A 24,897-nucleotide genomic window follows, 5' to 3' on the forward strand; every position below is an offset into this window, starting at 1 on the left:
GGCAGTTAAACGATTTGGCAGGGGTTCATCTAATACTGTGATTTATGAAAGATGTAAAACGAAAAGATATTATAGGGATCGTACTTTTAATAATTTTTGTCATTTCGATTCTGTCCTTATACTATTATGATTCAGAATCGGATAAAATTGATGAAGACAAACAAGAATATTTAAAAGCAATAAACGAACTGAAAATTGATCAAATAGTTCAGTGGAGAAAAGAAAGACTTTCAACCGCAAAATTTTTTCCAACCATCGGCAAATTAATTAAACACACCGAAGAATTAAGAAATAATCAGAATATCCACGAAGCGAAATCATATTTCAATAAGTCTCTTCTGCAATTTAAGCTTAATCATTACTATGAAAATGTTTTTCTAGCTGAACCAGATGGCAAAATTTTATTTTCTCTTGATTCAACTTATTCCATAACAGAAGAAAGAACCATTGAGTTAATTAAACAATCTGTAGAAAATGATTCAGTGATATTCAGCGACTTTTATTATAACTCAAAAGATGAAACAATTTATTTTGATCTTGTCTCCCCTATCAAAAATAACGATGGTGAAATAATTGCAGCAATCATTCAAAGAACAGAACCAACTCACAGTATTTACCAGCTAATAAATAAATGGCCCACTGAAAGTAAATCCGCCGAATCTTATATCTTTAAAAGAATGGGAGAGAGAATTATTTTTCTGTCAGAATTAAGGCATACATCAAACGCTAAGCTCGATTTTACAATCCAAATTAGTGATACAAACATAACTTCTGTAAAAGGGGTTCTGGGGAGGCAGGGCGAACTCGATGGAATTGATTACAGAGGCGTATCAGTACTAGCCAACCTTCAGAAAATTCCGGGGACCGACTGGTTTATAACTTCAGAAATTGATAAAGATGAAATCTACAAAGACATCATTTACAGAATAGAAACTCTGATTGCAATTGTATTGATCTCAATGATTGCCCTGTTACTTGGTTATCTATTTCTAAAAAAGTCTGAACAATCAAAACAGTTTGAAAATAAATTCCTGAAAGAAAAAGAACTGGTTGAGATTCAGAAAGAGTTCAGAACAACCCTGTACAGTATTGGTGATGCTGTAATAACCTCGGACAGCAACGGCAGAATAAAATATATGAACACAGTTGCCGAGTCATTAACAGACTGGACAGAATCTGAAGCAAGCGGACTACCGCTTGAAAAAGTTTTCAAAATTATAAATGAAACGACAAGAGAAAAGATTGATAATCCTGTACAAAAAGTTATGAAGCAGGGAACTGTAGTCAGTCTTGCTAACCATACTTTATTGATCTCCAAACAAGGTAAAGAAATACCAATTGCGGACAGCGGCGCACCTATAAAAGATCATCACGGAAATATTATTGGAGTAGTACTTGTATTCAGAGACCAAACAGAGGAAAGAGCTAAAGAAAAAGCAATATTGGAAAGCGAAGAAAAGTTTAGAAAGATGACCCTAAACTCTCCTATGGGGATGCACTTTTATGAATTGAAAGAAAATAATTCTTTGGTCTTTATAGGAAGTAATCCTGCGGCAGATAAATTACTAGGAATTGATCATAAAATGTTTTTAGGTAAAACTATTGAGGATGCATTTCCTCAATTGGCAAATACCGAAATTCCGCAAAGATATATTGAAGCTGCTTCCAAAGGAATATTATGGGCTACAGAACAGATATCTTACAAGGATGAAAAGATTGAAGGTGCATTTGAAGTAAAAGCCTATCAGACAAAACCTAATAATATGGTTGCTGTTTTTACAGATATAACAGAACGTAAGAGATTTGAAGCTGTCCTAAAAAACGAAAGAGATAGAGTTAGTACGATTCTCAACCTTATAGTAGATCCGATATTTGTTAAAGATGATCAGCACCGGTTTACATTTGGTAATAAAGCATTGTTTGAGATGGTCGGGCTTGATGAAAAAAATGTGATCGGAAAAACTTTAGCAGAGGACATACCAAAAGATGAGATGGATCATTTCCTTAAAGTTGATCGTCTTGTTCTTGATACCGGAATAACTGATACGCGTGAGGAAGAGCTAACTATCAACAACCAAAAAAGAATAATTATTACAAGTAAAACCCGGTTAACTGATGATTCCGGAAACAGATTTTTAATTGGTTCTTTACATGATATTACCGATCGTATAAACGCTGAAAATGAAAAAGCGCATTTTAATGACTTGATGAAATATATTATCTCTAATACAAAAAGCTCTATATCTGTGTTCGATCCACAAATGAATTACATCTATGTAAGCGAGCGGTATTTTGAGGATTTTCATCTTTCTGATAAAAATATAATCGGGCGTAATCATTATGATGTTTTTCCGGATCTGCCCCAGTTTTTGCGTGACATACATAAACGCTCCCTGAGAGGCGAAACTATTAGCGGTGAAGATGATCCGCTGTTACATCCAGATGGTTCTATGGATTGGGCAAACTGGACATGTATGCCCTGGTACAATAATGATGAAACAATTGGTGGAATAATAGTCTATATAGAAGTTATTACTGAGCGTAAAAAAGCAGAGGAAGAATTAAGAAAACTATCCCGTGCTATTGAACAAAGTACTGCAACAATTATGGTAACAAGTGCAGATGGTACAATTGAATATGTCAATCCACGATTTTCAGAAGTAACCGGTTATACATTTGAAGAAGCTGTTGGTAAAAATCCAAGATTATTCAAATCTGATTACACATCGAAGGAAGAATACTCGGATTTATGGAATACCATTTTAAGCGGCAGAGAATGGCGAGGTGTATTTTACAACCGGAAAAAGAACGGTGAGCTTTACTGGGAGTCTTCGGTCATCTCACCGATTGTAAATAAGGATGGAAAAATTTCGAACTTCGTTGCCATAAAAGAAGACATCACCGAACAAAAAAGAATTACTGAAGAATTGATACGGTCTAAAGAAAAAGCCGAAGAGATGAACAGAATAAAATCATACTTCTATGCTAATATGAGTCATGAATTACGAACACCATTTGTTGGTATTCTTGGTTATTCTGAACTGCTTGTTGATGTACTAACTAATCCTGAACATCAGCAAATGGCAAAACAGATTTTTACATCCTCAAAAAGACTTACAGAAACTCTGAACAACATTTTAAATATTACCAAGCTGGAGTTTGACAGAATTGTTCCGGTTATAGCCGAAACTAATCTTTACGCACTTTTATATGAGATCAAATCGCTTTACGAAATAGCTGCCAAACAAAGGAACACCGAGTTACTTCTTGAATATGAACATTCATCCAAGATAATTCCTACAGATGCAAAATTGCTACGTGAAGTCCTGGTAAATCTTATAAACAACGCAATTAAGTTTACCTCAAATGGTTCGATAAAAATAAAAGCTGAATCCTTTATTGAAGGTAAAGATGAAATGATACGCATTAAGGTTTCTGATTCAGGACTGGGTATTCCAAAGGAAAAACAAAATATTATCTGGCAGGAATTCAGACAGGTAAGCGAAGGTCTTAACCGTTCATTTGAAGGTACAGGGTTAGGATTAACAATCACAAAAAAATATGTTGAAATGCTCGGTGGAAATATTTCTCTCGAAAGTGAAGTAGGGCAGGGTTCGGTTTTTACAATAATATTACCATTATTAAAAAATTATCCTCTCAATGAACCTGAGACTGAATCAATTGCCAATACGGCGGGAAATGTCATCGAACAAAAAAAACAAAAACATCCTCACCTGTTATATGTTGATGATGATATCGTATCAAGAGAGTTCATAAAACTTGTGGTAGAAAGAACTGATTGCACCCTGGATATTTCTCCAAATGCTATTGAAGTTCTTAGACTGATCAATGAAAAGAAATATGATGGATTTTTAATTGATATAAATCTCGGTTCGGGTATGGATGGAGTTGAACTAATTAGAAACATCCGTAAGATCAGTAATTACAAAAACACTCCTGCTATTGCAATTACTGCATATGCGGCTGAATCCGACAGAGAAGAATTTTTATCAAAGGGATTTTCACACTATATTTCTAAGCCATTTACAATAAATGAACTTAAGGAATTACTATTCACAATGTTAGCCAATGACAATTATAAAACGTAATTTTTTTTTTGAATATTGAATATTAAAAACTAATTTTGCATCGTAGTTCTGCAATCCCACCACACTGACTAAATCATGCAGGACTACATAAAACCCCACGCCCGGAGTGTTCCTGCCCGTCACTTCGGGCATTTGTATTTTAAAACGTGGGTGACAAGTCCGCATAAAAACCTGATCACATATTCACACCTGGCTAATAATAGGCAATCACCCAAACTTTAAATGATGATTATCACCACAAAATATCTTTATAAAAAAAGGCACTTATTTTGTTTATAAAGGGCAGTTATCTATAAATAATCATTAAAATTATTCGATAATCATAGCACTGGGGAATAACAAAAACCAAATAAGTCCTGAAGATCTATACATAGAAAGAAAAAAATGGATTCAGCTCAATTAAACAAAGAAGAAATTTTGCGGCTTTTGAATTCTGCAGACCCGGTTTCCAAAGCAGAAATTATCAATCAGCTTGAAGATGAAACTGCTGATGAAACTGTGGTGGAAAAATTATGTTCACTTCTTTCTGATGAGGATAAGTGGGTACGATTTTCCGCGTCTGTAAAACTGAAGGCACTAAGCAATTCTAAAATTCCTTTTATGCTGGTAAAATTTATTCCGTCTCCGGATATCGCATTAAGAAATCTTGCGGGAGATATTCTTCTTAACTGCAGAAGCAACCCTGTAACCGCATTAACGGAGTTTTTACCTACCGGAAATGATGATGACAAAAAATTCGCGGCGGATTTACTTGGATTAATCGGAGATAAAAATGCGGCGCCTTCAATAATTCAGTTATTAAAATCTTCGGACAATGATAATGTAATACTCGCATGCCTTGAGGCGTTCGGTAATATGCAATGTGATGCCGCTGTTGATGATATAATTACAATATATGATAAGAACGAAGTATTCAAACCAACCGCGGTTGAAGCACTCGGCAAGATAGGCTCGGATGACGCACTGCGTTTTATAATTTCCCGATACGAAGATGAGGACTCTTTAACTCAATTCTCAATGATCGAAGCTTTGGGTTTAATAGGATCGGAAGAAACTTACTTCTTCTGTCTTAACCAGCTTAATAACACATCCGGTCCTTTAACGTGGCCATTGCTTCATTCTATCCAGCAGTTAAAAATGAAATTCGGGTTTGATATTCCTTATGATGAAAAAATTAAGAACTCCATTTTATACACACTTAAAGAAGGCGAAGTAAAATACAAACTGGCGGCAGCGCATATTGTTTCCGTGTTCGGTGACCCTGATCTGCTTGTTGAAACCCTTAATGTTCTTGGTATTGACGCTGAGCTTGATGATGAAATAAAATCAAAAGTGTTTGAGAATGCCGGAATGCTTCTTCCAAAACTATCAGCATTGATAAAAACCTCACCGGCAGGTTTGAAAAACTTATTACTTATAGTCGAAGAACTTCTGCTCATTAACAGGGAAAGGTTTGTATCACTTATTTCACCGATTGAATTCAGAAACCTTGTGGATGGTTTTGCGTCATGTCTTGAAAACCCGGATGAAGAAATAAGAAGGCTTGCAATGGAGTTGCTGTTTGGTGTTGATGAATCAACCGCAATGTTGTTTACCGATATTATGCTCGGTGATTCCAACATCTGGAATAAACTTAAACTTGTGGAACTGCTCGACTCTGTACAGAGTGAGCAGTCAAATGAAGCCTTAAAGAAATTAGCTGATGATTCAGAAGTTATGATTGCAGACAGAGCATCTTTCACGTTATCATCAAGAAATATTGCCACGACAACTTTAGGAATTAACAATTAACATGGCTTTACAAACGAATACTTTTCAATCTGCGTTTCAACCTGCTACATACGATACCGGTAAAGATCTTGTTCTAAGCGCCCAGGGGTTTTCCAACTGGAGAAAGTATATTTATGACAACTGCGGTATTTATTTTCAGGATAACAAAAAATATCTTCTTGAAAGCAGGCTGCTTAAAAGAATAAAATTTCTCGGGCTTCAGACTTACGAAGAATATTTTGATTTCATACGCTTTAACACAAAAGGATTAAGTGAAAAAAAATATTTGTATGAAGCTATAACCATTAATGAAACTTTTTTCTTCAGGAATCAGCCGCAGCTTGATGCGATGGTCTCGACAATAATTCCCGATCTAATAAAACAAAAAGCAAATGGCGGTAAAACAAAAATTAAAATATGGAGCGCGGCATCATCATCAGGTGAAGAAGCGTACTCCATTGCAATGGTGCTGACTGATCTTATCAAGCCAAAGTATCCGAATGTTGAATTTGAAATTGTAGGTACGGATATAAACTTTGCAGTTGTTGAAACCGCGAAGCGCGGTGTTTACAGGGAATATTCAATACGAAACGCACCTCCCTACTATCTCAAAAAATATTTCCGGTTCAATAACGGCGAGTATGAAATTGATGACAATATCAGGAAGATGGCATCATTTAAAATTTTAAACCTGTTCGATGAAGCAGGGATGAAATCAATGATCAACTTTGATATAATCTTTTGCGCAAACGTGCTTATTTATTTTGACGCAGCGTCAAAGATCAAAGTTGTTTCCAACCTTTATAATTCACTTAACCGCAGCGGATACCTTTTTATAGGTTATGCTGAAACGCTGCATGGTATTTCAAACGCATTTAAAATTGTCAGCTATCCAAAAACAATTGGTTACAAAAAGGAGTAACTAAGGAATGAAAAAAGTTATCCTGGTTGCAGATGATTCTCCAACCATTCGCAAGTTCGTTTCATTTGCTCTAACTGTTCAGGGCTTCGAGATAATCCAGGTTTGCGACGGTATGGAAGCTCTTGAGAAACTGCCGGCGGAAAAAATAGATCTGATTATAACCGATCTGAATATGCCCAACCTTGACGGGTTTGAACTCATAAAATCAATCCGCGAAAATCCGGAGTTGAAAGAGATACCTATCATCATACTTTCATCACTATCGGGAAGTGAAGAAATTGAAAAAGGTTTATCATCAGGCGCTAATTCATATATAATAAAACCATTCGATCCGAAGCGGATAGTTTATGAAGTTTCAAAATATTTAAATTGAAAAGAAGAGGAACAATGTTATGTCACTAAAATTTTTGGTTGTTGATGATTCAGTTACAATGCGAAGAATAGTTGCTAACTCACTGAAAAATCTTGGTTATAATGATTTTGTTGAAGCAGGCGACGGTAAGGAAGCACTTACTAAACTTGCTACGGACGATTCAATAAATTTTGTAATCACTGACTGGAATATGCCTGTGTTCTCAGGACTCGAACTTATAAAAGCCATTCGCAGTGACGACAGGCTTTCCAAATTACCTGTGCTAATGGTAACAACCCGCGGGGTAAAGGAAGATATTGTTGATGCGCTTCAGTCGGGCGTAAATAATTATGTGGTAAAACCTTTCACGCCGCAGATATTAAAAGAAAAAATTGACCAGATAATGGCAGCGGCATAATAAGGAGAAAATGATGAAACAACTAAGTAACATGCAGCAGATTTTCGATAAACTTGATGATCTGAAAAAATTATTCCTCTACGGCGAAAAGATTATTCCTGTAATCAAAAATCTTGTTGACTTTATGCGCGAGACGGGTCCACTGCTTGAGAACATTAATAATTCTATTGCAGACAGCACAAATAAAATTCCCAAAGCTTCGGATCAAATAGATAATGTTACAAGTGCAACGGAACTTGCAACAACTGAGATTCTTGATCTTGTTGATGTGATTTCAAACGAAGTTACTCTCATTGAGAAATCTCTCAAACAAATTGTTGATGTTGAAAACAAAAGAGAAAAAATATTAGCGGCAATCAGTTCTGAAGCAAAAGATAATTCCAAAATCATTTCGCTCCTTAATGATTATAAATCTTCCGGAAATATTATCCAGGTTGCGACTCCTTTACTTGAATCGTTAAAGAGGATCGGAACGGATGTTTACAACATTACGCTTTCATTACAGGTTCAGGATATTACCGCACAGCAGTTAGCTGCTGTAAACCATCTTATCGGTTCGGTTCAGGAAAAACTTACTTCTCTAATTACAGAAATCGAAGATACTGATGTACGAGACCTGAGCGATAAATCAGTTTCGGTTCCTGATTCAGGTTCATTTAATCCTGACGCAAGATATAACAGTTCTGCCAGCAGGCAGCAGTTAGCAGATTCACTTGTTAACCAGGAAACAAAAAAAACAACACAGGCGGAAATAGATAAATTCTTTGCATAACCATGGAAAACAATAATACATACGCAATGTTGACCGATCCCGAGATGAAGGAAATCGTCGACAGTTTTATAGTTGAAACAACTGAAATTCTTGAAAACCTGAATTCGGATCTTGTTGTACTGGAAAAGAAACCAAAGGATGCAGAGCTCCTTAACAAGATTTTCAGATCCTTCCATACTATAAAAGGTACATCAGGATTTTTAGGACTTGAACAGACAACTAAAGTAACTCATAAGTGCGAGGATATCCTCAACAAACTGCGTAAAGGTGAAGCCGACCTGACCACCGAGATAATGGACGGAATACTTCTCTCTTATGATAAGATAAAGAGTCTGCTGGCAGCTATCGCAAATGATAAAAATGAAAATGTTGAAGTTGAGGAGACAATAGAAATTCTTACTTCACTTATCAGTGAAATGGAAACAGGTACACAGCCGGCAAAGAAGAAATCCAGAAAGAAGCAGACAAAAAAAACTGAAGTAAAAACACCGGAACCTGTTGTTGAAGTAACTGCCGGTAAAGTTGAAGAAAAACCTTTGGTTAAAGAAAAAGAATCCCCCGTTAAAGTTGAAAAAACTGCTGACAAAATTTCTACAGCTAAGATTGAAGATACAAGCATACGAGTTGATGTAGAACGTCTTGATGAACTTTTGAATATAGTTTCTGAGCTCGTTCTCGGCAGGAACAGACTTGCACAGGTAAACTCAGAAGCGGCACTTGAATATGAAGGGACAAAACTTTCGCGCGATCTTTCTGAAGCAGTAAAACAAATCGACCTGATGACAAATGAACTTCAGCTTGTTGTGATGAAAACAAGAATGGTTAAAATAGGAAAGGTGTTTAACCGGTATCCGCGCATTGTACGTGACTTATCAAAGGAAACAAATAAAAATGTCAACCTCGTTATCAGGGGTGAGGAAACTGAACTCGATAAAACTCTGATTGAAGAAATTAATGATCCGCTTGTTCATCTTATAAGAAATTCTGTCGATCACGGTATAGAAAAACCAGATGTAAGAAAAAAGAAAGGTAAAGATGCAGCCGGCACAATAACTCTTTCCGCGGAACATGAAGGCAACAACATAATTATTACAATTGAAGATGACGGAAAAGGAATTGATCCTGAAATGCTTAAAGAAAAAGCTGTTGCAAAAGGATTGATAACAAAAGAAAGAGCAAAGGAACTTTCAAGACAGGAAGCGCTGAACCTTATAATGCTTCCGGGATTTTCGACTGCGGAAGTTGTTACAAATGTTTCCGGCAGAGGCGTTGGTATGGACGTTGTTAAAACCAATGTAACCAAGCTGCGCGGATTGATTAACATCGAATCAACGGTTGATAAGGGAACAAAAATAATTATTAAGCTTCCTCTTACCCTCGCAATTATTCCGGGTATGATCGTAGGAATCAAATCAGAAAAAGTTGTAATACCGCTAAGTACCGTGATAGAAGTTGTAAGAGTTCACCAGGAAAATATTTATACAATCAATCAGCGTGAAGTGATAAAAATGCGTGACAGCATTCTGCCGCTTGTTGATATGACGCCGGTTCTTGCGCCGCATTATAACGGGGAGTTAACATCAATCTGGCAGTACGTTGTTGTTGTTGGAATTGCAGAAAAAAGATTCGGAATTAAAGTTGATGAAATGGTCGGACAGAAAGAGGTTGTTATCAAATCACTCGGAAGCTACCTCGGAAGTATTCACGGTATAGCCGGCTCCACAATAATGGGCGACGGCACTGTTGTAATGATCCTGGATATCGGCGAACTACTAAATGACGTGACACAATAATGGCAAGAAAAATAAAAGTTGTAGTTGTAGATGATTCGGCGTTTATGCGCAAATCACTTTCAATCATGCTGGAAAGTGATCCAGATATTGAAATAATCGGTACAGCCCGCGATGGTGTGGAAGGATATGAACTTGTAAAGAAAACAGCACCCGATATCGTAACTCTTGATATTGAGATGCCGAGAATGGATGGTCTTACAACGCTAAAAAAAATAATGAAAGACTGTCCAACTTCCGTGCTTATGGTAAGCTCGCTTACTACAGAAGGTGCAGAGGCAACAATGAAAGCATTGGAATACGGAGCTGTTGACTTCATTCCCAAAGAACTTTCATTCGTGAATGTTAACATCATTAACATTCGTGAAGACCTGATTCGAAAAGTAAAAGAGATTGTCAAACAGAAATCATTACGTGACAGGCTTAAAAGATTACAGAGTTTAAAACCCGTTTCTGATACTACAAAGTCAGCGCACCCGGCAAAACTTGTACTTCCTAAAATGCTGTACAAGGCAGTGGCGTTAGGAATTTCAACAGGCGGACCGATGTCTCTTCAAAAAGTAATTCCAACTCTTTCAAAAAAAATTGACATGCCGGTATTTATAGTTCAGCATATGCCGCCGAAGTTTACAAGGTCACTGGCGGAAAGACTGAACGGAATGTCGCAGCTTGAAGTGAAAGAGGCTGAAGCTGATGAAGTTGTAAAAAACGGAGTGGTTTATATTGCGCCGGGTGGTTATCACATGACGGTTAAAAAAAATTCCGGCTCACAAATTGTAATTAAAATCTCAGATGAACCTTCAACAACATTGCACAGACCTTCAGTCGATGTAATGATAAACTCCGTCGTTGAAATATACGGGAAGCATACGCTGGGCGTGATAATGACAGGAATGGGAAAAGACGGATATGAAGGTATAAGAGAAATAAAAAGATTAGGCGGATATTGTCTTGCACAGGATGAGGAATCATGCGTTGTTTACGGCATGCCAAAAGCAATAGTTGACGCGGGATTTGCAGATGCAATTGCGCCATTAAATAAAATTTCAGAAACAATAAATAATGCGGTCAGTTATGGGAAATGATTTTGAACAAAACCTTTACAAGGAATTCGCCGGGAAACTTTCATCAGGCGAGAATGTTATTAAAGCTTCACAGCTTGAGCTGAACGGCAAAACAAAGATCGATGTTGAGCAGGACTCTCATGGCGGAGTAAAAATCATTCTTAAAAAAGATGAACACGACGCAATTAAAGAGATCAAGTTTGTCTGCTCTTGCGGTGAAACAAAATCCATCGTACTGGACTACACCGAATAAAAATATCACACCCGGTTACTTACAAACATCAGAATAACTCTGTGGTTCTCCGTGACTTCTCTGTGAATCTCCGTGTAATTTTTCTCCTTCATTTATTAACCTGTATTTTCTCATTTGATTTTAATGTACACCATCTAGGTCAATCAAGGTGATAAAATCATAATTAGGCTGACATTCATTAATGCATTTGAGGTTTACTATAATCATTCAACCCAATCTAAAATTGTTAAGCGGAATACTGACCAATAATTTGCACCTGCACACATTTAGCCAATCACTTTGATATTAAATCCCCAATCTTCGTTTTATTTCATTTTTACCTGATGGCATTTCGTTTGAGAATTCTTATCAAAAATTAAGGATTAACTGAATGTCAACATCAAACATAAGCCTGCTTGAAAAGTTTATCGGCTATTGTTCTGATAAAAACAAAATCATCAGCCAGAACATCGCAAATGTAGGTACTGAAAATTATAAACGGCAGGATGTAGTGTTTAAAGATATTCTTAATGAGAATATGAATCCCCAGATAAAGTTAACTAACCCGAAACATTTCGAAGGCATTACTCCTGTTTCATCCCCGGAAATTATTGATGATAACAACAAGGACATGGTTTCCGGAATAAACAATGTTGATATCGAAAAAGAAATGACAGACCTGGCACAGAACTCAATCAACTTCAAGTTTGCATCAAGAAAAATAAGCGATCATTTCAAAGGACTTCAAAACGTAATTAAAGGAGGAGGCAGATTTTGAAAATCGGCGGTGAATATCCCGGCTTTAATATCAGCGCAAAAGGTTTAAGCATTCAGCGTAAGAAGATGAACCTGATTGCAGAGAACATTGCCAATGCTGATTCAGTAAGAACCGACAATGGTATGCCTTATAAAAGAAAACAGTTACAGATAACTCAGGCAAAAAATAATTTCCCGGTTATGCTGAATAACAGCACAAGCACTATCAGGCTAAAGACTTCTGATGAATTTCATATAAACACATCACCATCACTTAACAAAGAACTTGCTGAAACAAAACAGACATTAAACTCAAGTGTTAGTGAAGATCAGACTGAAGGTGATCTTGTGTACATGCCTGATCATCCGAATGCGAATGAAAAAGGTTATGTGCAAATGTCGAATGTAAATATTATCACCGAGATGGTGGATATGATTGCAGCTTCACGAAGTTATGAGGCAAACCTTACAGCGCTTAATTCATCAAAACAAATGGCTAAAGATTCATTAGAGATCTGAGACTATGAGAAATTTATCATTTGAAAATTATAAGCAGAGGAATGAAGATTACATCTTCATGCCCGGACATCCCGATGCGGACAAACGAGGCTATGTGAACACTTCGAATTTAAAATTCATCAATGAACTAATCGAAATGATAAATGCAGAACGCGATCAAAATATCAGCGATGAAATTAAAACCGTTCAGACAAAAATAAACTTCCCCGGAACTATTCAATGAAAATTTCTACAAATCCTGTCGGTAACTACACCAGACCAATGATGCGTACAACAGCCCCGTTACAGAAACAGGAAGTACAGGCAAACCAGCCTGCGAAAGTAACTGCAGATGAAAAAGATTTTTTTGTAAAACTCTATCCTGAAAACAAAACCGAAATAATAGACTACCATTTTTACGGACGCGAAGGAAAGATGAATGGCGTGTCCATCGGTTCATTATTCGACAAGAGAGGTTGATATGGAAATTGGTTCAATAGGTAAAATATCTGACCTGATACATTCCTATGAAATAAAAGAGAACAAAGGTAAAAAGTTTGAAAATGTTCTTACAGAATTTATCGGTGAAGTAAATACGAATCAGATGGATTCAAAAAATATTACCGAAGATTTTATTGCGGGCGAAGATGTTGAACTTCACGAAGTTATGATAGCCGGTGAAAAAGCAAAGACAAGCCTTGAATTATTAATGGAGATCAGAAATAAAACAGTAGATATGTACAAAGAATTAATCAGAATGCAGTCATAAGCCATGAATAAAAATCCACTCGAAGCATTACTAGGTATATTCAACAAAATATCTTTACAGCAAAAATTATTAATCGGGATTGCGTCAATCATTGCGGTTGTCCTTTTAATCTCTGCACTTGTTTTCCTTAATGAGCCTTCATATTCGGTTTTATATTCAAACCTTTCTCAGGAAGACGCTTCAAAGGTACTTGAAGTTTTAAACACACAAAAAATTCCTTACAAAATTGAGGACAATGGAAGCTCAATAAAAGTTCCTAAAGACAAAGTCTATGAAACCAGGCTGGTACTTGCAGGAAAAGGAATTCCAAATTCAGGAATTATTGGTTACGAAATTTTTGACAAGACAACAATGGGAATGTCCGAGTTCATGCAAAAGCTGAATTACAAACGGGCACTTGAAGGTGAATTAGCGCGTACGATTATGCAGCAGGATGGAATTCAAGGTGCAAGAGTGCACATAGTATTCCCGGCAAAAACAGTGTTTAAAGATGATGAAAAACTTCCGACTGCATCGGTTGTACTTAAATTAAGCGGCGGCACAACTCTCTCGCAGGCAAATGTCGCGGCGATTGTAAACCTGATATCAAGCAGTGTTGAGGGGCTTGTACCCGGCAAAGTAACTCTTCTTGACACGAAAGGAAGATTACTCTCTAAAGAGAACAATGAAGATCCGCTGGCTGTATCGAGTTCAAAGCAATATGAGATGAAGCAGTCTGTTGAAAATTATCTTTCACTTAAAGCACAGAACATACTTGATAATGTTGTCGGTTATGATAACGCGATTGTAAAAGTTGATGCGGATATAAATTTTGATCAGATAGAAAAAACAATGGAGCTATATGATCCTGACTCGCAGGTAGCAGTAAGTGAACAGAATGTGAGGACGGAAAGCAACGGCAGAAATATGAGTGATACCAGTGTAACGGTAAGTGAAAACAGCACAACAAACTATGAGATAAGTAAAACAATTCAGCGTGTTGTTGAGGGTTCCGGAACAATAAAGCGGTTAAGCGTTGCGGTAGTAATCAATGATATACCCAAAGAAGTAGTGAAAGATGAAAAGACTGAGATAGTGTATGAACCGCGTTCACAGGAACAAATGAGGAAGCTGGAGGAGATAGTTAAAAATGCTGTAGGATTAAATCCTGAAAGACAGGATCAGTTCTCCATTGTAAGTATTCCCTTTGAAACAAGACTCGTAGATGATGTTCAGCTTGAGGAGCCGACAATTATCGAAGATGTTAATGAATATATAAATCCCCTGCTGATACTTGTCGCTATCGGAGCTTCATTATTTATACTACGCGGATTAATGACAAAACTTAAAAATGAAAAAATAATTATCGGTTCAATTGACTCATTGAACCTGAACACAGAACATTATTCACAACCGGCTGTTACTTCGGGCTCAACTGCTCAGGCACCGCAGATAAAACCCGCAAAGAGAAAAGGACTTCTGCAGGTTGGCGATCTTGAAGATGAGATCTCTGACGAAGCAGTTCTTAAAAAAACACAGCAGGAAAAAATCAGTAATTACGTTTCCAAAAACCCAATGGATGCCGCAAAATTAATAAACGCCTGGTTACACGAAGATGAATTCGAATCAAAGACTGTCCACTAAAACTTCAGACATAACCGGTGCACAAAAAGCTGCACTGCTAATGATCGCCCTTAATGTTGAAACAGCTTCATCAGTATTCAAATACCTTGATGCCGAAGAAGTAGAATTAATTTCAACCGAAATTACAAAAGTAAGGAACATCCCTTCTCACGTAGTTGATAACGTGATGGAAGAATTCCACACAATGGTAACTGCACGTGAGTATGTGCTTGAAGGCGGAATTGAATTCGCGCAGGCTGTGCTTGAAAAATCTTTCGGCATTTCAAAAGCTGTAGAGATAATTGATAAAGTAAGAAACCTTACAACGCTAAAAGGATTTGATGTTCTAAAAAAAGCTGACTCATCGCAGTTAATAAATTTTCTAAACAAGGAACATCCGCAGACTGTTGCGCTGATCCTTTCGCATTTAAATCCCGAACAGACAGCAAGCGCTTTAAAAGATCTTCCGGAACAACTCCGTGATGATGTAGCATTCAGAATTGCGACACTTGGTAAAATTTCCCCACAGACCCTTAAGCAGATCGAGAAAGTGGTTGATGAGATGGCGGGGCTTACAATGAGCCAGACGGTTGGAAAAATCGGCGGCACAAAAAGCCTCGCTACTATTTTGAACAGAGCAAGTGTTACTCTCAGTAAAGAAATACTTGAGAATATCGAGCAGCGTGATTCGGATGTCGCACTTGAGATTAAAAGACTGATGTTCCTGTTTGAAGATGTTATCAATATACAGGATAAAGATATTCAGAAGATTATGCGTGAGATCGACAGAAAAGATCTGGCACTTGCATTGAAAGTTTCAGATGACAAGCTGAAGAATAAAATTTTCGCAAACATGTCGGAACGTGCATCAGACCTTCTTAAAGAAGAACTGCAGTACATGGGAATGGTAAAACTTAAAGAAGTAGAAGCTGCACAGGCAAAAATAATAGATGTGATAAAAGCCCTTGAAGAAGCCGGTGAAATTTCCCTCAACATCCGCGGCAGTAAAGAAGAAGTATATGTCTGAGAAAATTAAAATACCAGCTCGTGCTACCAAGATAGCTGTTAAGATAAAAGACAATAATTCCACGAAACTTAATTCACAGGATTCAACTGAAGATTTTATTCAGAAACAGCTTGACCAGTACTATCAGCAGGGATTCACGGAAGGTCAGCAGAAAGAACGCCAGGAACTCGAACAGATTTTTTCACAAAGGCTGATCGACAAGTATGAAGAGCTGAACAATCTTATGTCATCTGTAGATCAGAAAGTTCTTCTGTATGAAAAAGAATTTGAAAGCCTTGTCATCAACCTTGCTTTTATTGTCGCTGAATCAATTACCAGGAAAGAAATTCAGCAGCAGCCAAATATTGTTTCGACTTTAAAAGATGCTGTGAAAAAAATTCTCGGCGCAAATGATGTTAAAGTAAAACTAAACCCCGAAGATCACAGCGAAATTGCAGGCAGCGATGATCCCATATTCAGAGATGATTCATTCTCACGTATAAAATTTGAAGCCGATGACAGAATTGAAAAAGGCGGCTGCTTTGTTGAAACCGAAATCGGAAATGTTGATGCCAGAATTTCAACACAACTTGGAGAACTTAAACGGCAGTTTGACTCATACCTTTCAATATCGCAGGCACAATGAATTTATCAGAACATTATATCGACAGGTATAAAAAAATAATTTCACGGACTGAACTTTTGAAAATAAATGGAAAAGTATCTGATGTAATTGGTCTTGTTATTGTTTCAATCGGACCAAATGTTGCGCTGGGTGAAGTCTGCACAATCGTTGATAAGAATGGTCAGGAAGTTTGTAAATCAGAAGTAGTCGGGTTTAAAGAAGGTAAAGTCTTATCAATTGCAATTGGTGAAGTTCACAAGATCTCACCGGCATGTGAAATAATTGCAACAGGTAAAACTTTTTCAATAGGTGTTGGTAAAGAATTACTCGGACGAGTGATCGATGGTCTCGGAAATCCAATTGACGGCAAGGGTGAAATATTTTGTTCTTCAATAAGAAGCATACACAACTCTCCTCCCAATCCGCTTGAGCGTAAAAGAATTTCAACTCCATTACAAAGCGGAATCAGATCGATTGACGGCTTGCTGACAATGGGTCGCGGACAAAGGATGGGAATCTTTGCTGGCAGCGGTGTCGGCAAAAGCGTTACACTTGGTATGATCGCTCGTAACACGGATGCAGATGTAAACGTGATTTGTCTTATTGGTGAACGTGGAAGAGAAGTCCGTGAGTTCATTGAAAAAGATCTTGGTGAAGAAGGATTGAAACGCTCAGTAGTGATAGCTGCTACAAGTGATAAGTCAGCTTTAGTAAGATTGAAAGGTGCTTTCATCGGCACAACCATTGCGGAATACTTTCGCGATCTTGGAATGGATGTGGTTCTTATGATGGATTCAGTTACACGCTTTGCAATGGCACAACGTGAAATCGGATTAACTATCGGCGAGCCTCCCACAACAAAGGGATACACGCCTTCAGTTTTTGCTTTACTTCCTAAACTGCTTGAACGTGCCGGGAATCTTGATAATGGTTCCATCACAGGCTTATACACTGTACTTGTTGACGGTGATGATATGAATGAACCTATTGCTGATGCGGTACGCTCAATACTTGACGGACATATTGTTCTTTCACGTAAACTTGCAAACCGTGGTCAGTATCCTGCTGTTGATCCGCTTCAAAGTGTAAGCAGGGTTATGCCTGATATTGTTTCACCGGATCACTTTGAGCGTACAATTGCGTTCAACGAAATACTTGCAACATACAAAGAAGCTGAAGACCTCATAAACATCGGGGCTTATGTAAAAGGCAGCAACCCGCAGATTGACCATGCTTTATCAAAAATTAATCATCTGCGCTCTTTCCTGAAACAGGATATAAATGAAACTGCACTTTTTGCAGAATCCGTTTCCAGGCTCGAACAAATAATCGAAAAACCATTGTAGTAAACCATGAGTAAATTCATTTACAAATTTGAAGCAGTAAAGAATGTAAAAGAAAAACTGGAGAAAAAAGTTCAGAAGGAACTCGCACTCATTGAAGCGCAGATAGACAAATGCCAAAAAGATTTTGAACAGCTTGTTGATGAGGAAACAAAAAATAAATCTGCTGCAAAAAGAAGAACTAAAATCTCCGAGATAAACTTCAATAAAGGCTATGAACTTTACATGGAGAAGCGGAAGAATATGGTTCTTCAGAAAATAAATGAACTGAACAAACAAAAAGAAAAAAAGATGAATGAACTTGTTCAGAAAAGCAAAGAGCACAAAATTTTTGATTCACTTGAAGAAAAACACAAAGAAATTTTTATGCAGGAACAAAACAAAGCCGAACTCGTTAACACAGATGAGATGGCTATTCAACGATATGTGAGGGAACCAAATTGAATGTAAAAATTTTATATGCTGCTTCCTTCCTGGCGGTATTTCTTCTTGTGACCGGCGGAGTTATGTACGTCAATACAATTTTCAAAAATATTTTTGCGTTTGATTTCAGATCTGTAAATGAAACCGGAGTTGAAGTTGAAGAACCGGTGCTTGCCGGCGGTCCTGAAAACCTGAACCTTGCTGAAATTAAAAAATATTTTGAGACTGAATTTAAAGGACAGATACTCGATTCACTAAAATCATTATCACCAAACGGAAAAACAGATACTGTAGTTCAAACCGTCTTAATGGATTCAAGTCTAATTGACAGCCTCGTTCACCTGCAAAAATTACTTACGTCAAAAACAAACACACTCGCAAATAACCAGTCAACTGTTGAAATAAAGCCAGTTGTAGAAACAACAACCGAAAAGCCCGACAGCAGCTACAAAGAGTGGCTAATAAAAACCGCTGGACTGTATGAGTCAATGGACTCCAAGAAGGCTGCTAAAATAATAGAGAATTACTCCGATAATGTGGCAAGAGATATTATTTATTTAATGAAAAAGAAAAAAGCAGCGGAAATACTTTCAGAACTAAATCCGGATTTCGCTATAAGAGTTACAAAATCAAAATGATGAACTTCAATCCACTTTTTATCGGACAGGTAAACACAGCAGCGGGAACAAGCAGTTTAGGCGCTGTCAAGCTAAGCAAATCCTCGTACCTGTTTTCTGATATAATAAAAGTTATACTCGAAGATGAAAACTCATCATTGCCTGTTGAAGGAATTGAAGTTAACCAGTTAAATGAAAATGATAATAATACTTCTTCATACTCAACTGAATTATTATCCGGGATCGTTTTATCACCAAGCACACGCTTATCAAAAGATTTTGTAGAATTAAATCCTGATACAATTAATAGTTATTCTGAATCTTTTTCAGAAGCAGAATCCTCACCAACATCCTTTGAACTTGATAAATCTGAACTTCAGAATTTACTTTTGACTCTGACCGGTTCAACCTCAGCACCAACAGTTGTTAGCTTAGCTGAGAATACATTGCCGGAAGCAGTTACCGGAATTCTGAATATGGTAGATGAATTACAAAGTGATAATAGCCTTGTTATCGAAGTTGAAGGATTAACAGAACCGCTGAAAGTAGAGATAAGCAAACCACAACAAATTGTTAAAGAATATTCTGTCAGCATAACAGTACCCTCTTCAAAGTCCAATCCTGAAATTGAAATACCTGTAATTAAAAACAATTCCAACCCTATTGATCTAAAAAATGTTACAGGCGATGTTTTGCCGGAATTGCATACAAACGATGGCAAGTCAATTTCATTCACACTGCAAGAAGCAACAAAGTTTGCGAATACCAGTGACCACGTCACTGAGCCTAAGATTGAAACCGAATCCGGTAACAATATCTTAAAGAAGATAAAAGTTAAGACAGCCAGTACAGCCCCTGAAATGAATACTAAACCAGGCATAACAGCAGATACTGCTAAAAATGTAATTGTAAATACAAATACTCAAAACAACACAATAAAAGTTGAAAAGGATGTCTTAACCAGCGAAAATATTCTACCCGATAAAACAAAAGATAATTTTGCGACTATTAAGCCTGAACAAAAAATTAAACTTGACGAGAAGATTAATTTTTCACCCGATGATGCCGAAAGTGATATTAAAATTAAAGCTGCGTTAAAACCAAATCAGTTTGTACAGTCAACACATCAGGATTTAAAAGAATCAGTTTTTACATCTTCCACAAAAAATATTCTTGTCTCAAATAAGCTGACTAAAGAGACTACCTCGACTCCAATTAAAGTCGCCGAAAAAGAAATTGCAACAACTTTGCCCAAAGTTAAAAGTGAATCAACAGTCCAAAAGTTTTCTGCCGAAGAAAATTTAATTACAGATACAAAGAAGGCTGAAATTAAAATCGAGACTAACACTGCAAAGTTTATAAACAGTGAGAACACACACAAAGATCAGCCTGTAAAAGTTGTTAAGATTAAATTTGAGAATCCTGAACAAGTCAAGGTGAAGGATGTACTTAAAACATTGTTGAGCAATGAAAAAGAAATTATTACTTCGGATAAAATTCCTGTCGACAAAAGTAATGAGAATAAACCGGTAAGTGTTTTGCACCGGAATTCAACCAAACTTGAACAGAACCAGGTAAGAATAAATTCCGGCTTGAACATTTCTGATCCGGTCAATGCAAAAACTGAATTGAAGTCGAATAACAGTTTTATTCAGGTTCAGGAAAATTCATTCACAAAACTGTCGGAACTTGAAAAACCTCAGTTGAATATTAAACCTTCTGAACAAAAATATTCTTCAGGGTTAAATGAAAAGAACGTAATTGTTGAAAAGAACTTGCCCAAGATTGAATCAGAAAAACATGTTGAGCATAAAGCTGACAATGATATCCAGCCAAAAACTGAAATTAAAAACAAGCCGTTAACAAATCTTTCAACAGATATTCATACAGATGATACTGATAAGCCTTTGAAGCTTGTTACAAATAGTGATTCAAAAAATATTCAACTACAAGATGACAAGAATACGATTGATTTGAATAAAGTAGAGCACAGTTTTAACAAAGTAAAATTTGATAAAGTTAACAATGAAATTGATCCTGAACCTCAAGTAATAAAACAAAATCCTGGTACCGAAAAAATTGAGTATAAGAATCCTGAACTAAAAGCACGTATTGAAGAGTCATTTGAAATCCCAACGAAAACAAGGGAAGAAAAAGTTCAAAGCGAAACAAAAACTTCAGATACTAAACAGGAAATAGTTTTTACTTCTGACGTAGAGAATGAAAATAACTTATCTCAGCAAAGTCACGATCAGAAAGAAAACGGTTGGCAGAATCAGCAAAAAGAAATTCCTGTTGCTAAGACAGAAGTTGAAAAAAATGTTAAATCTCCTGCTGATTCATCATCAAAACAAACCGAAGAATCTAAAATTGAAGTAACAACCAAAGTTGAAGTGAAGGAAAACCAGGTTATCACAAAAGAAAAAATTGTTGTTGAAACAAAACAGATGAATGAAACTTTCAAAACAATTAAATCTTCGGAGATAGTAAAAGAGATTTCAAACTTTGTTAAAACAGGTGAAACAAAAACAGTTGTGTTCAAAGTGGTTCCTGAAAATCTCGGTAAAATAAAGGTATCACTTGATGTTGCTGAGAATTTTGCAAAGGCAACAATAGAAGTTGAAAATGAAAGTGTTAAACAGATAGTTCAGTCAAACCTTGAGACACTTAAAAATTCTTTATCGCAGAACGGCATCACGTTAAGCGCGATAAATGTTACGTTAAACGGCAATCAGCAAAAAGGCTACAAGCCGGTTGACAGTAAACGCAGAGTAAATGACAACACAAATGAAAATAAAATTGAAACTGCACCTGAAGTGTTGTTAAGAAAAGACCTTGGCTATAACACTTACGAATATTTAGTATAGGAGGTAGAATGTTAACAGGAATATCAGGTTCATCGACAAGTCCCGTTTATACCGAAGCAGGCGCGAACGGAGTACTTGGCAAAGATGATTTTATGAAGCTCCTTCTGACTCAGTTGAGATATCAGGATCCTCTCAGCCCGCTCGGTGGTGCTGAGTTTGCTGCGCAATTAGCTCAGTTCAGTTCGCTTGAACAACTTTCAAACCTAAATGAACTGATGACACAAAGTGTTGATGCAAACTACTATCTGACCCAGTCAATCAACAATACAATGACAGCCACATTGATCGGCAAAGAAGTAAAACTGCTGGGTGATAAAATTCAGTTTAACGGACAGGAAGAAGCAAAGCTGGGTTATAAACTGCCTGCAGATGCTTCAACAGTGACCATAAATATTTATGACAAAAACGGTGTTTTGGTAAGAACAATTGATGATGTTCCCAGGGACGCAGGTGACCATAAACTTTCATGGGATTTTCTCGATAATAATGGCAACGAAGTACCTAACGGTGAATACAGATTTGAAATAACTGCAAAGACAATGGACGAAAAGGATATGGCCGTCGAATCATACAAATGGGGAACAATAAACGGACTGAGATTCAGTGAATACGGTACCAAACTATTGGTAGACAACATCGAATACATGTTATCCGATATACTCGAGATCATTAAGCCTTCGGAGACAGGAGGAGGCGAAGGATAATGGCAGAGATAAACGGTATAAGCGTACCATTTATTCCAATAGTTCAGAATGACGGCCTATCCAGGGTTAGTTCAACTCCTGACAGCGCGGTTAGTTTTGATTCAATCTTCCAGCAGGAACTTGAAAAAATAAAATTCTCTAACCACGCACTTAAAAGATTAGAATCACGAAACATTACTCTTGGATCTGAAGAACTGAACAAAATTAATTCAGCGGTACAAAAAGCAGAACAAAAAGGATCAAAGGATTCATTGGTGATGATGCAGGATACAGCATTCATCATAAACATACCTAACAGGACTGTTGTTACAGCATTGCCTGTTGGTGAATCAAATGAAAATGTTTTTACGAATATAGACAGCGTAGTTTTTACATAACAAAATAAATAACAACAATAGAGCGGGACCTTTTGAGGACGCTCTGGTTCCGGCTGACTGACTGATGCCGGGACAAATAACTTAAAAACCTTAGGAGGTTACAATGGCACTTCTCAATTCTCTTTTCGCAGGTGTATCAGGTTTACGCAATCATCAATCAATGATGGACGTAATCGGCAACAACATTGCAAACGTAAACACAATCGGATTCAAAGGTTCCCGCGTTACTTTCAGCGATACATTCAACCAGTTTGTAAAAGCAGGAACAAATCCTACCGAAACAACTGGCGGAACAAACTCATTCCAGATTGGTCTTGGTATGAAAATTAATTCGATAGACAGAAACTGGAACCAGGGAACATTTGAAAGAACAGGAATAGCAACCGACCTTGCATTACAGGGACCCGGTTTATTTGTGCTTAAGAGTGACGGACAGAACTTCTTCTCAAGAGCCGGAGCTTTTGTATTTGATGCTGACGGTAAACTAGTAAGTCCACAGAACGGCGCAATTGTTCAGGGTAAAGTTGCAAACGATGAAGGCGTTGTTCCTCCTGGAAATAATCTTGAAGATATCATCATCGATACAAATCTTAAACTGCCTGCAGTCGCAACCACACTGATCGAATGGGGCGGAAACTTAAAAAGTAATTCAGTGTTAACAAGAACTGAAGAAGTTGTACAAAGAGGAAATATTAATTCAGCACTGGCGGGTCCGTTTGAAACAACAACAACCGTGTATAACGAATTGGGAGAAGCATATACATTAAGAATGTCTTATGCTAAAACAGCTAACCCGGATGAATATACATTAACGTGGGAAGTTCTTGATAGTGAAACTCCCCCCAACCAGGTAGGCACCGGTCAAATAACACCTTTACAATTTGAAGATGATGGCAACGGAAACTGGAATCTTAATGCAGCTTCAGTGGCTTTATTTGACGGTACAAACAACAGAGTAAATATTCCAAGCAGCAATCTCGACTTTACTTTTGATGCAACAGAAATCACACAGAATTCTGCAACCTCAACATTAAGCCTCTCTGCAGATGGTAACAGACAACCTAACATAGTAACTGGTGCAGTTACAATATTTGATTCGTTAGGAACCTCACACCAGGTTACAATACGATTTACAAAGATCGGAGATAATCAATGGCTATTCAAAGCATCAGTTCCGGCCACAAGTACTGATAACGGACTTGAAGCATATACAACAGGTTCAGTTACATTTAACCCTGATGGTACTCTTGATCCGGCAAATATTTCACCAACTAATCCTCAGTTAACATTTACACCTAAAGGCGGCGCAAATCCTGTAGTGCTTGATCTTGATTTCGGACAAGGATTTGAAGGTATCACACAAACATCAGCAAGTTCAGTTATATCTGCATTGAGCCAGAACGGTGCTGCATCCGCATCACTTTCAAATATCAACATTGATCAGTACGGAAACATAGTTGGTATTTTCTCGAACGGAAATTCACGGACACTTGCACAGGTGATGGTTGCAACATTTAAAAACCTTAATGGTTTGATAAGTGTTGGTGACAACATGTACACAGCATACGCAAACTCAGGTGAACCGAGAATCGGAGCTCTTGGTGAAGAAACAGGAACAACGGTTCAGTCAGGTGCGCTTGAACAATCAAACGTTGATCTTTCAGAAGAGTTTACAAAAATGATAGTATCACAGAGAGGATTCCAGGCGAACGCCAGGGTGATTACAACTGCTGATACTTTACTCCAGGAAATTACCAATCTAATTAGGTAACACGCACAAAGACCCATCGAATAAGCCCGTCAATTGACGGGCTTTCTTTTTAATCTGGTATTTCAGCCAGGTGTTTAATAATAACCAATAAATAAGCTGAATAGCTGACA

Annotated in this window: 24 protein-coding genes; all 24 read left to right on the plus strand. The window is 37.2% G+C overall.

What is annotated here, in order from left to right; all coding sequences use genetic code 11:
- Positions 1-44: 44 nt before the first annotated feature.
- Positions 45-4,109 carry a PAS domain S-box protein gene (locus tag IPM56_14595; GenBank protein QQS35463.1) on the plus strand — a complete coding sequence of 1,355 codons (4,065 nt, stop codon included), beginning with the start codon at positions 45-47 and terminating at the stop codon, positions 4,107-4,109.
- A 384-nt stretch (positions 4,110-4,493) separates the two neighbouring features.
- On the plus strand, positions 4,494-5,900 hold the full coding sequence (locus IPM56_14600) for a HEAT repeat domain-containing protein (protein QQS35464.1): 1,407 nt from the start codon (positions 4,494-4,496) through the stop codon (positions 5,898-5,900).
- Position 5,901: 1 nt separating this feature from the next.
- Positions 5,902-6,801, plus strand: coding sequence for a protein-glutamate O-methyltransferase CheR (locus tag IPM56_14605; protein ID QQS35465.1), 900 nt, complete (start codon positions 5,902-5,904; stop codon positions 6,799-6,801).
- A gap of 7 nt (positions 6,802-6,808) precedes the next feature.
- On the plus strand, positions 6,809-7,174 hold the full coding sequence (locus tag IPM56_14610) for a response regulator (GenBank protein ID QQS35466.1): 366 nt from the start codon (positions 6,809-6,811) through the stop codon (positions 7,172-7,174).
- 19 nt (positions 7,175-7,193) lie between these two features.
- A complete protein-coding gene (locus tag IPM56_14615) occupies positions 7,194-7,571 on the plus strand; it encodes a response regulator (protein QQS35467.1) in 378 nt (125 codons plus the stop codon).
- A 13-nt stretch (positions 7,572-7,584) separates the two neighbouring features.
- Entirely contained in the window at positions 7,585-8,343 is a 759-nt protein-coding gene (locus IPM56_14620; GenBank protein ID QQS35468.1) for a protein phosphatase CheZ, read from the plus strand.
- Positions 8,344-8,369: 26 nt separating this feature from the next.
- Positions 8,370-10,136 carry a chemotaxis protein CheA gene (locus tag IPM56_14625; GenBank protein ID QQS38322.1) on the plus strand — a complete coding sequence of 589 codons (1,767 nt, stop codon included), beginning with the start codon at positions 8,370-8,372 and terminating at the stop codon, positions 10,134-10,136.
- Positions 10,136-11,218: a chemotaxis response regulator protein-glutamate methylesterase gene (locus IPM56_14630; GenBank protein ID QQS35469.1), complete on the plus strand. Its 1,083-nt coding sequence runs from the start codon at positions 10,136-10,138 to the stop codon at positions 11,216-11,218. Before IPM56_14625 ends, IPM56_14630 begins: the two co-directional genes overlap by 1 nt.
- A complete protein-coding gene (locus IPM56_14635; protein ID QQS35470.1) occupies positions 11,208-11,450 on the plus strand; it encodes a hypothetical protein in 243 nt (80 codons plus the stop codon). Before IPM56_14630 ends, IPM56_14635 begins: the two co-directional genes overlap by 11 nt.
- Positions 11,451-11,820: 370 nt before the next feature.
- Entirely contained in the window at positions 11,821-12,207 is a 387-nt protein-coding gene (gene flgB, locus IPM56_14640) for a flagellar basal body rod protein FlgB (protein ID QQS35471.1), read from the plus strand.
- Positions 12,204-12,704 (plus strand): flagellar basal body rod protein FlgC, encoded by a 501-nt coding sequence (gene flgC / locus IPM56_14645; GenBank protein ID QQS35472.1) that lies wholly within the window; start codon positions 12,204-12,206, stop codon positions 12,702-12,704. The genes flgB and flgC overlap by 4 nt, the downstream gene beginning before the upstream one ends.
- A gap of 4 nt (positions 12,705-12,708) precedes the next feature.
- Positions 12,709-12,927 carry a hypothetical protein gene (locus IPM56_14650; GenBank protein QQS35473.1) on the plus strand — a complete coding sequence of 73 codons (219 nt, stop codon included), beginning with the start codon at positions 12,709-12,711 and terminating at the stop codon, positions 12,925-12,927.
- A complete protein-coding gene (locus IPM56_14655; protein QQS35474.1) occupies positions 12,924-13,163 on the plus strand; it encodes a hypothetical protein in 240 nt (79 codons plus the stop codon). The genes IPM56_14650 and IPM56_14655 overlap by 4 nt, the downstream gene beginning before the upstream one ends.
- Position 13,164: 1 nt before the next feature.
- Complete coding sequence (fliE, locus tag IPM56_14660; protein QQS38323.1) at positions 13,165-13,452, plus strand: flagellar hook-basal body complex protein FliE; 288 nt, start codon at positions 13,165-13,167, stop codon at positions 13,450-13,452.
- 3 nt (positions 13,453-13,455) lie between these two features.
- Positions 13,456-15,075, plus strand: a complete 1,620-nt coding sequence (fliF, locus tag IPM56_14665; protein QQS35475.1) for a flagellar M-ring protein FliF — start codon at positions 13,456-13,458, stop codon at positions 15,073-15,075.
- The gene (gene fliG / locus IPM56_14670) at positions 15,047-16,081 is read left to right on the plus strand and encodes a flagellar motor switch protein FliG (GenBank protein ID QQS35476.1); all 1,035 of its coding nucleotides are present in this window, start codon (positions 15,047-15,049) and stop codon (positions 16,079-16,081) included. Before fliF ends, fliG begins: the two co-directional genes overlap by 29 nt.
- The gene (locus IPM56_14675) at positions 16,074-16,706 is read left to right on the plus strand and encodes a hypothetical protein (protein ID QQS35477.1); all 633 of its coding nucleotides are present in this window, start codon (positions 16,074-16,076) and stop codon (positions 16,704-16,706) included. Before fliG ends, IPM56_14675 begins: the two co-directional genes overlap by 8 nt.
- On the plus strand, positions 16,703-18,031 hold the full coding sequence (gene fliI / locus IPM56_14680) for a flagellar protein export ATPase FliI (protein QQS35478.1): 1,329 nt from the start codon (positions 16,703-16,705) through the stop codon (positions 18,029-18,031). The genes IPM56_14675 and fliI overlap by 4 nt, the downstream gene beginning before the upstream one ends.
- Before the next feature lie 6 nt (positions 18,032-18,037).
- Positions 18,038-18,472 (plus strand): hypothetical protein, encoded by a 435-nt coding sequence (locus IPM56_14685; GenBank protein QQS35479.1) that lies wholly within the window; start codon positions 18,038-18,040, stop codon positions 18,470-18,472.
- Complete coding sequence (locus IPM56_14690; protein ID QQS35480.1) at positions 18,469-19,089, plus strand: hypothetical protein; 621 nt, start codon at positions 18,469-18,471, stop codon at positions 19,087-19,089. The genes IPM56_14685 and IPM56_14690 overlap by 4 nt, the downstream gene beginning before the upstream one ends.
- A complete protein-coding gene (locus tag IPM56_14695; protein ID QQS35481.1) occupies positions 19,086-21,935 on the plus strand; it encodes a flagellar hook-length control protein FliK in 2,850 nt (949 codons plus the stop codon). The genes IPM56_14690 and IPM56_14695 overlap by 4 nt, the downstream gene beginning before the upstream one ends.
- Before the next feature lie 8 nt (positions 21,936-21,943).
- Positions 21,944-22,639, plus strand: a complete 696-nt coding sequence (locus tag IPM56_14700; protein QQS35482.1) for a flagellar hook capping protein — start codon at positions 21,944-21,946, stop codon at positions 22,637-22,639.
- Positions 22,639-23,016: a flagellar protein gene (locus tag IPM56_14705; protein QQS35483.1), complete on the plus strand. Its 378-nt coding sequence runs from the start codon at positions 22,639-22,641 to the stop codon at positions 23,014-23,016. Before IPM56_14700 ends, IPM56_14705 begins: the two co-directional genes overlap by 1 nt.
- Before the next feature lie 103 nt (positions 23,017-23,119).
- Entirely contained in the window at positions 23,120-24,787 is a 1,668-nt protein-coding gene (locus tag IPM56_14710) for a flagellar hook-basal body complex protein (protein ID QQS35484.1), read from the plus strand.
- The last annotated feature ends 110 nt before the right edge of the window (positions 24,788-24,897 follow it).

The organism is Ignavibacteriales bacterium (assembly GCA_016700155.1).
GTDB lineage: Bacteria > Bacteroidota > Ignavibacteria > Ignavibacteriales > Ignavibacteriaceae.

What these genes read in the sequence shown, in the direction of transcription:
- IPM56_14655 (QQS35474.1), top strand. Translation starts at nt 12,924, where the DNA reads ATGAAAATTTCTACAAATCCTGTCGGTAACTACACCAGACCAATGATG.
- IPM56_14630 (QQS35469.1), top strand. Translation starts at nt 10,136, where the DNA reads ATGGCAAGAAAAATAAAAGTTGTAGTTGTAGATGATTCGGCGTTTATG.
- IPM56_14610 (QQS35466.1), top strand. Translation starts at nt 6,809, where the DNA reads ATGAAAAAAGTTATCCTGGTTGCAGATGATTCTCCAACCATTCGCAAG.
- IPM56_14710 (QQS35484.1), top strand. Translation starts at nt 23,120, where the DNA reads ATGGCACTTCTCAATTCTCTTTTCGCAGGTGTATCAGGTTTACGCAAT.
- IPM56_14615 (QQS35467.1), top strand. Translation starts at nt 7,194, where the DNA reads ATGTCACTAAAATTTTTGGTTGTTGATGATTCAGTTACAATGCGAAGA.
- fliE (QQS38323.1), top strand. Translation starts at nt 13,165, where the DNA reads ATGGAAATTGGTTCAATAGGTAAAATATCTGACCTGATACATTCCTAT.
- fliF (QQS35475.1), top strand. Translation starts at nt 13,456, where the DNA reads ATGAATAAAAATCCACTCGAAGCATTACTAGGTATATTCAACAAAATA.
- flgB (QQS35471.1), top strand. Translation starts at nt 11,821, where the DNA reads ATGTCAACATCAAACATAAGCCTGCTTGAAAAGTTTATCGGCTATTGT.
- IPM56_14635 (QQS35470.1), top strand. Translation starts at nt 11,208, where the DNA reads ATGGGAAATGATTTTGAACAAAACCTTTACAAGGAATTCGCCGGGAAA.
- IPM56_14705 (QQS35483.1), top strand. Translation starts at nt 22,639, where the DNA reads ATGGCAGAGATAAACGGTATAAGCGTACCATTTATTCCAATAGTTCAG.
- IPM56_14700 (QQS35482.1), top strand. Translation starts at nt 21,944, where the DNA reads ATGTTAACAGGAATATCAGGTTCATCGACAAGTCCCGTTTATACCGAA.
- fliG (QQS35476.1), top strand. Translation starts at nt 15,047, where the DNA reads ATGAATTCGAATCAAAGACTGTCCACTAAAACTTCAGACATAACCGGT.
- fliI (QQS35478.1), top strand. Translation starts at nt 16,703, where the DNA reads ATGAATTTATCAGAACATTATATCGACAGGTATAAAAAAATAATTTCA.
- IPM56_14605 (QQS35465.1), top strand. Translation starts at nt 5,902, where the DNA reads ATGGCTTTACAAACGAATACTTTTCAATCTGCGTTTCAACCTGCTACA.
- IPM56_14675 (QQS35477.1), top strand. Translation starts at nt 16,074, where the DNA reads ATGTCTGAGAAAATTAAAATACCAGCTCGTGCTACCAAGATAGCTGTT.
- IPM56_14650 (QQS35473.1), top strand. Translation starts at nt 12,709, where the DNA reads ATGAGAAATTTATCATTTGAAAATTATAAGCAGAGGAATGAAGATTAC.
- IPM56_14600 (QQS35464.1), top strand. Translation starts at nt 4,494, where the DNA reads ATGGATTCAGCTCAATTAAACAAAGAAGAAATTTTGCGGCTTTTGAAT.
- IPM56_14595 (QQS35463.1), top strand. Translation starts at nt 45, where the DNA reads ATGAAAGATGTAAAACGAAAAGATATTATAGGGATCGTACTTTTAATA.
- IPM56_14685 (QQS35479.1), top strand. Translation starts at nt 18,038, where the DNA reads ATGAGTAAATTCATTTACAAATTTGAAGCAGTAAAGAATGTAAAAGAA.
- IPM56_14695 (QQS35481.1), top strand. Translation starts at nt 19,086, where the DNA reads ATGATGAACTTCAATCCACTTTTTATCGGACAGGTAAACACAGCAGCG.
- IPM56_14620 (QQS35468.1), top strand. Translation starts at nt 7,585, where the DNA reads ATGAAACAACTAAGTAACATGCAGCAGATTTTCGATAAACTTGATGAT.
- IPM56_14625 (QQS38322.1), top strand. Translation starts at nt 8,370, where the DNA reads ATGTTGACCGATCCCGAGATGAAGGAAATCGTCGACAGTTTTATAGTT.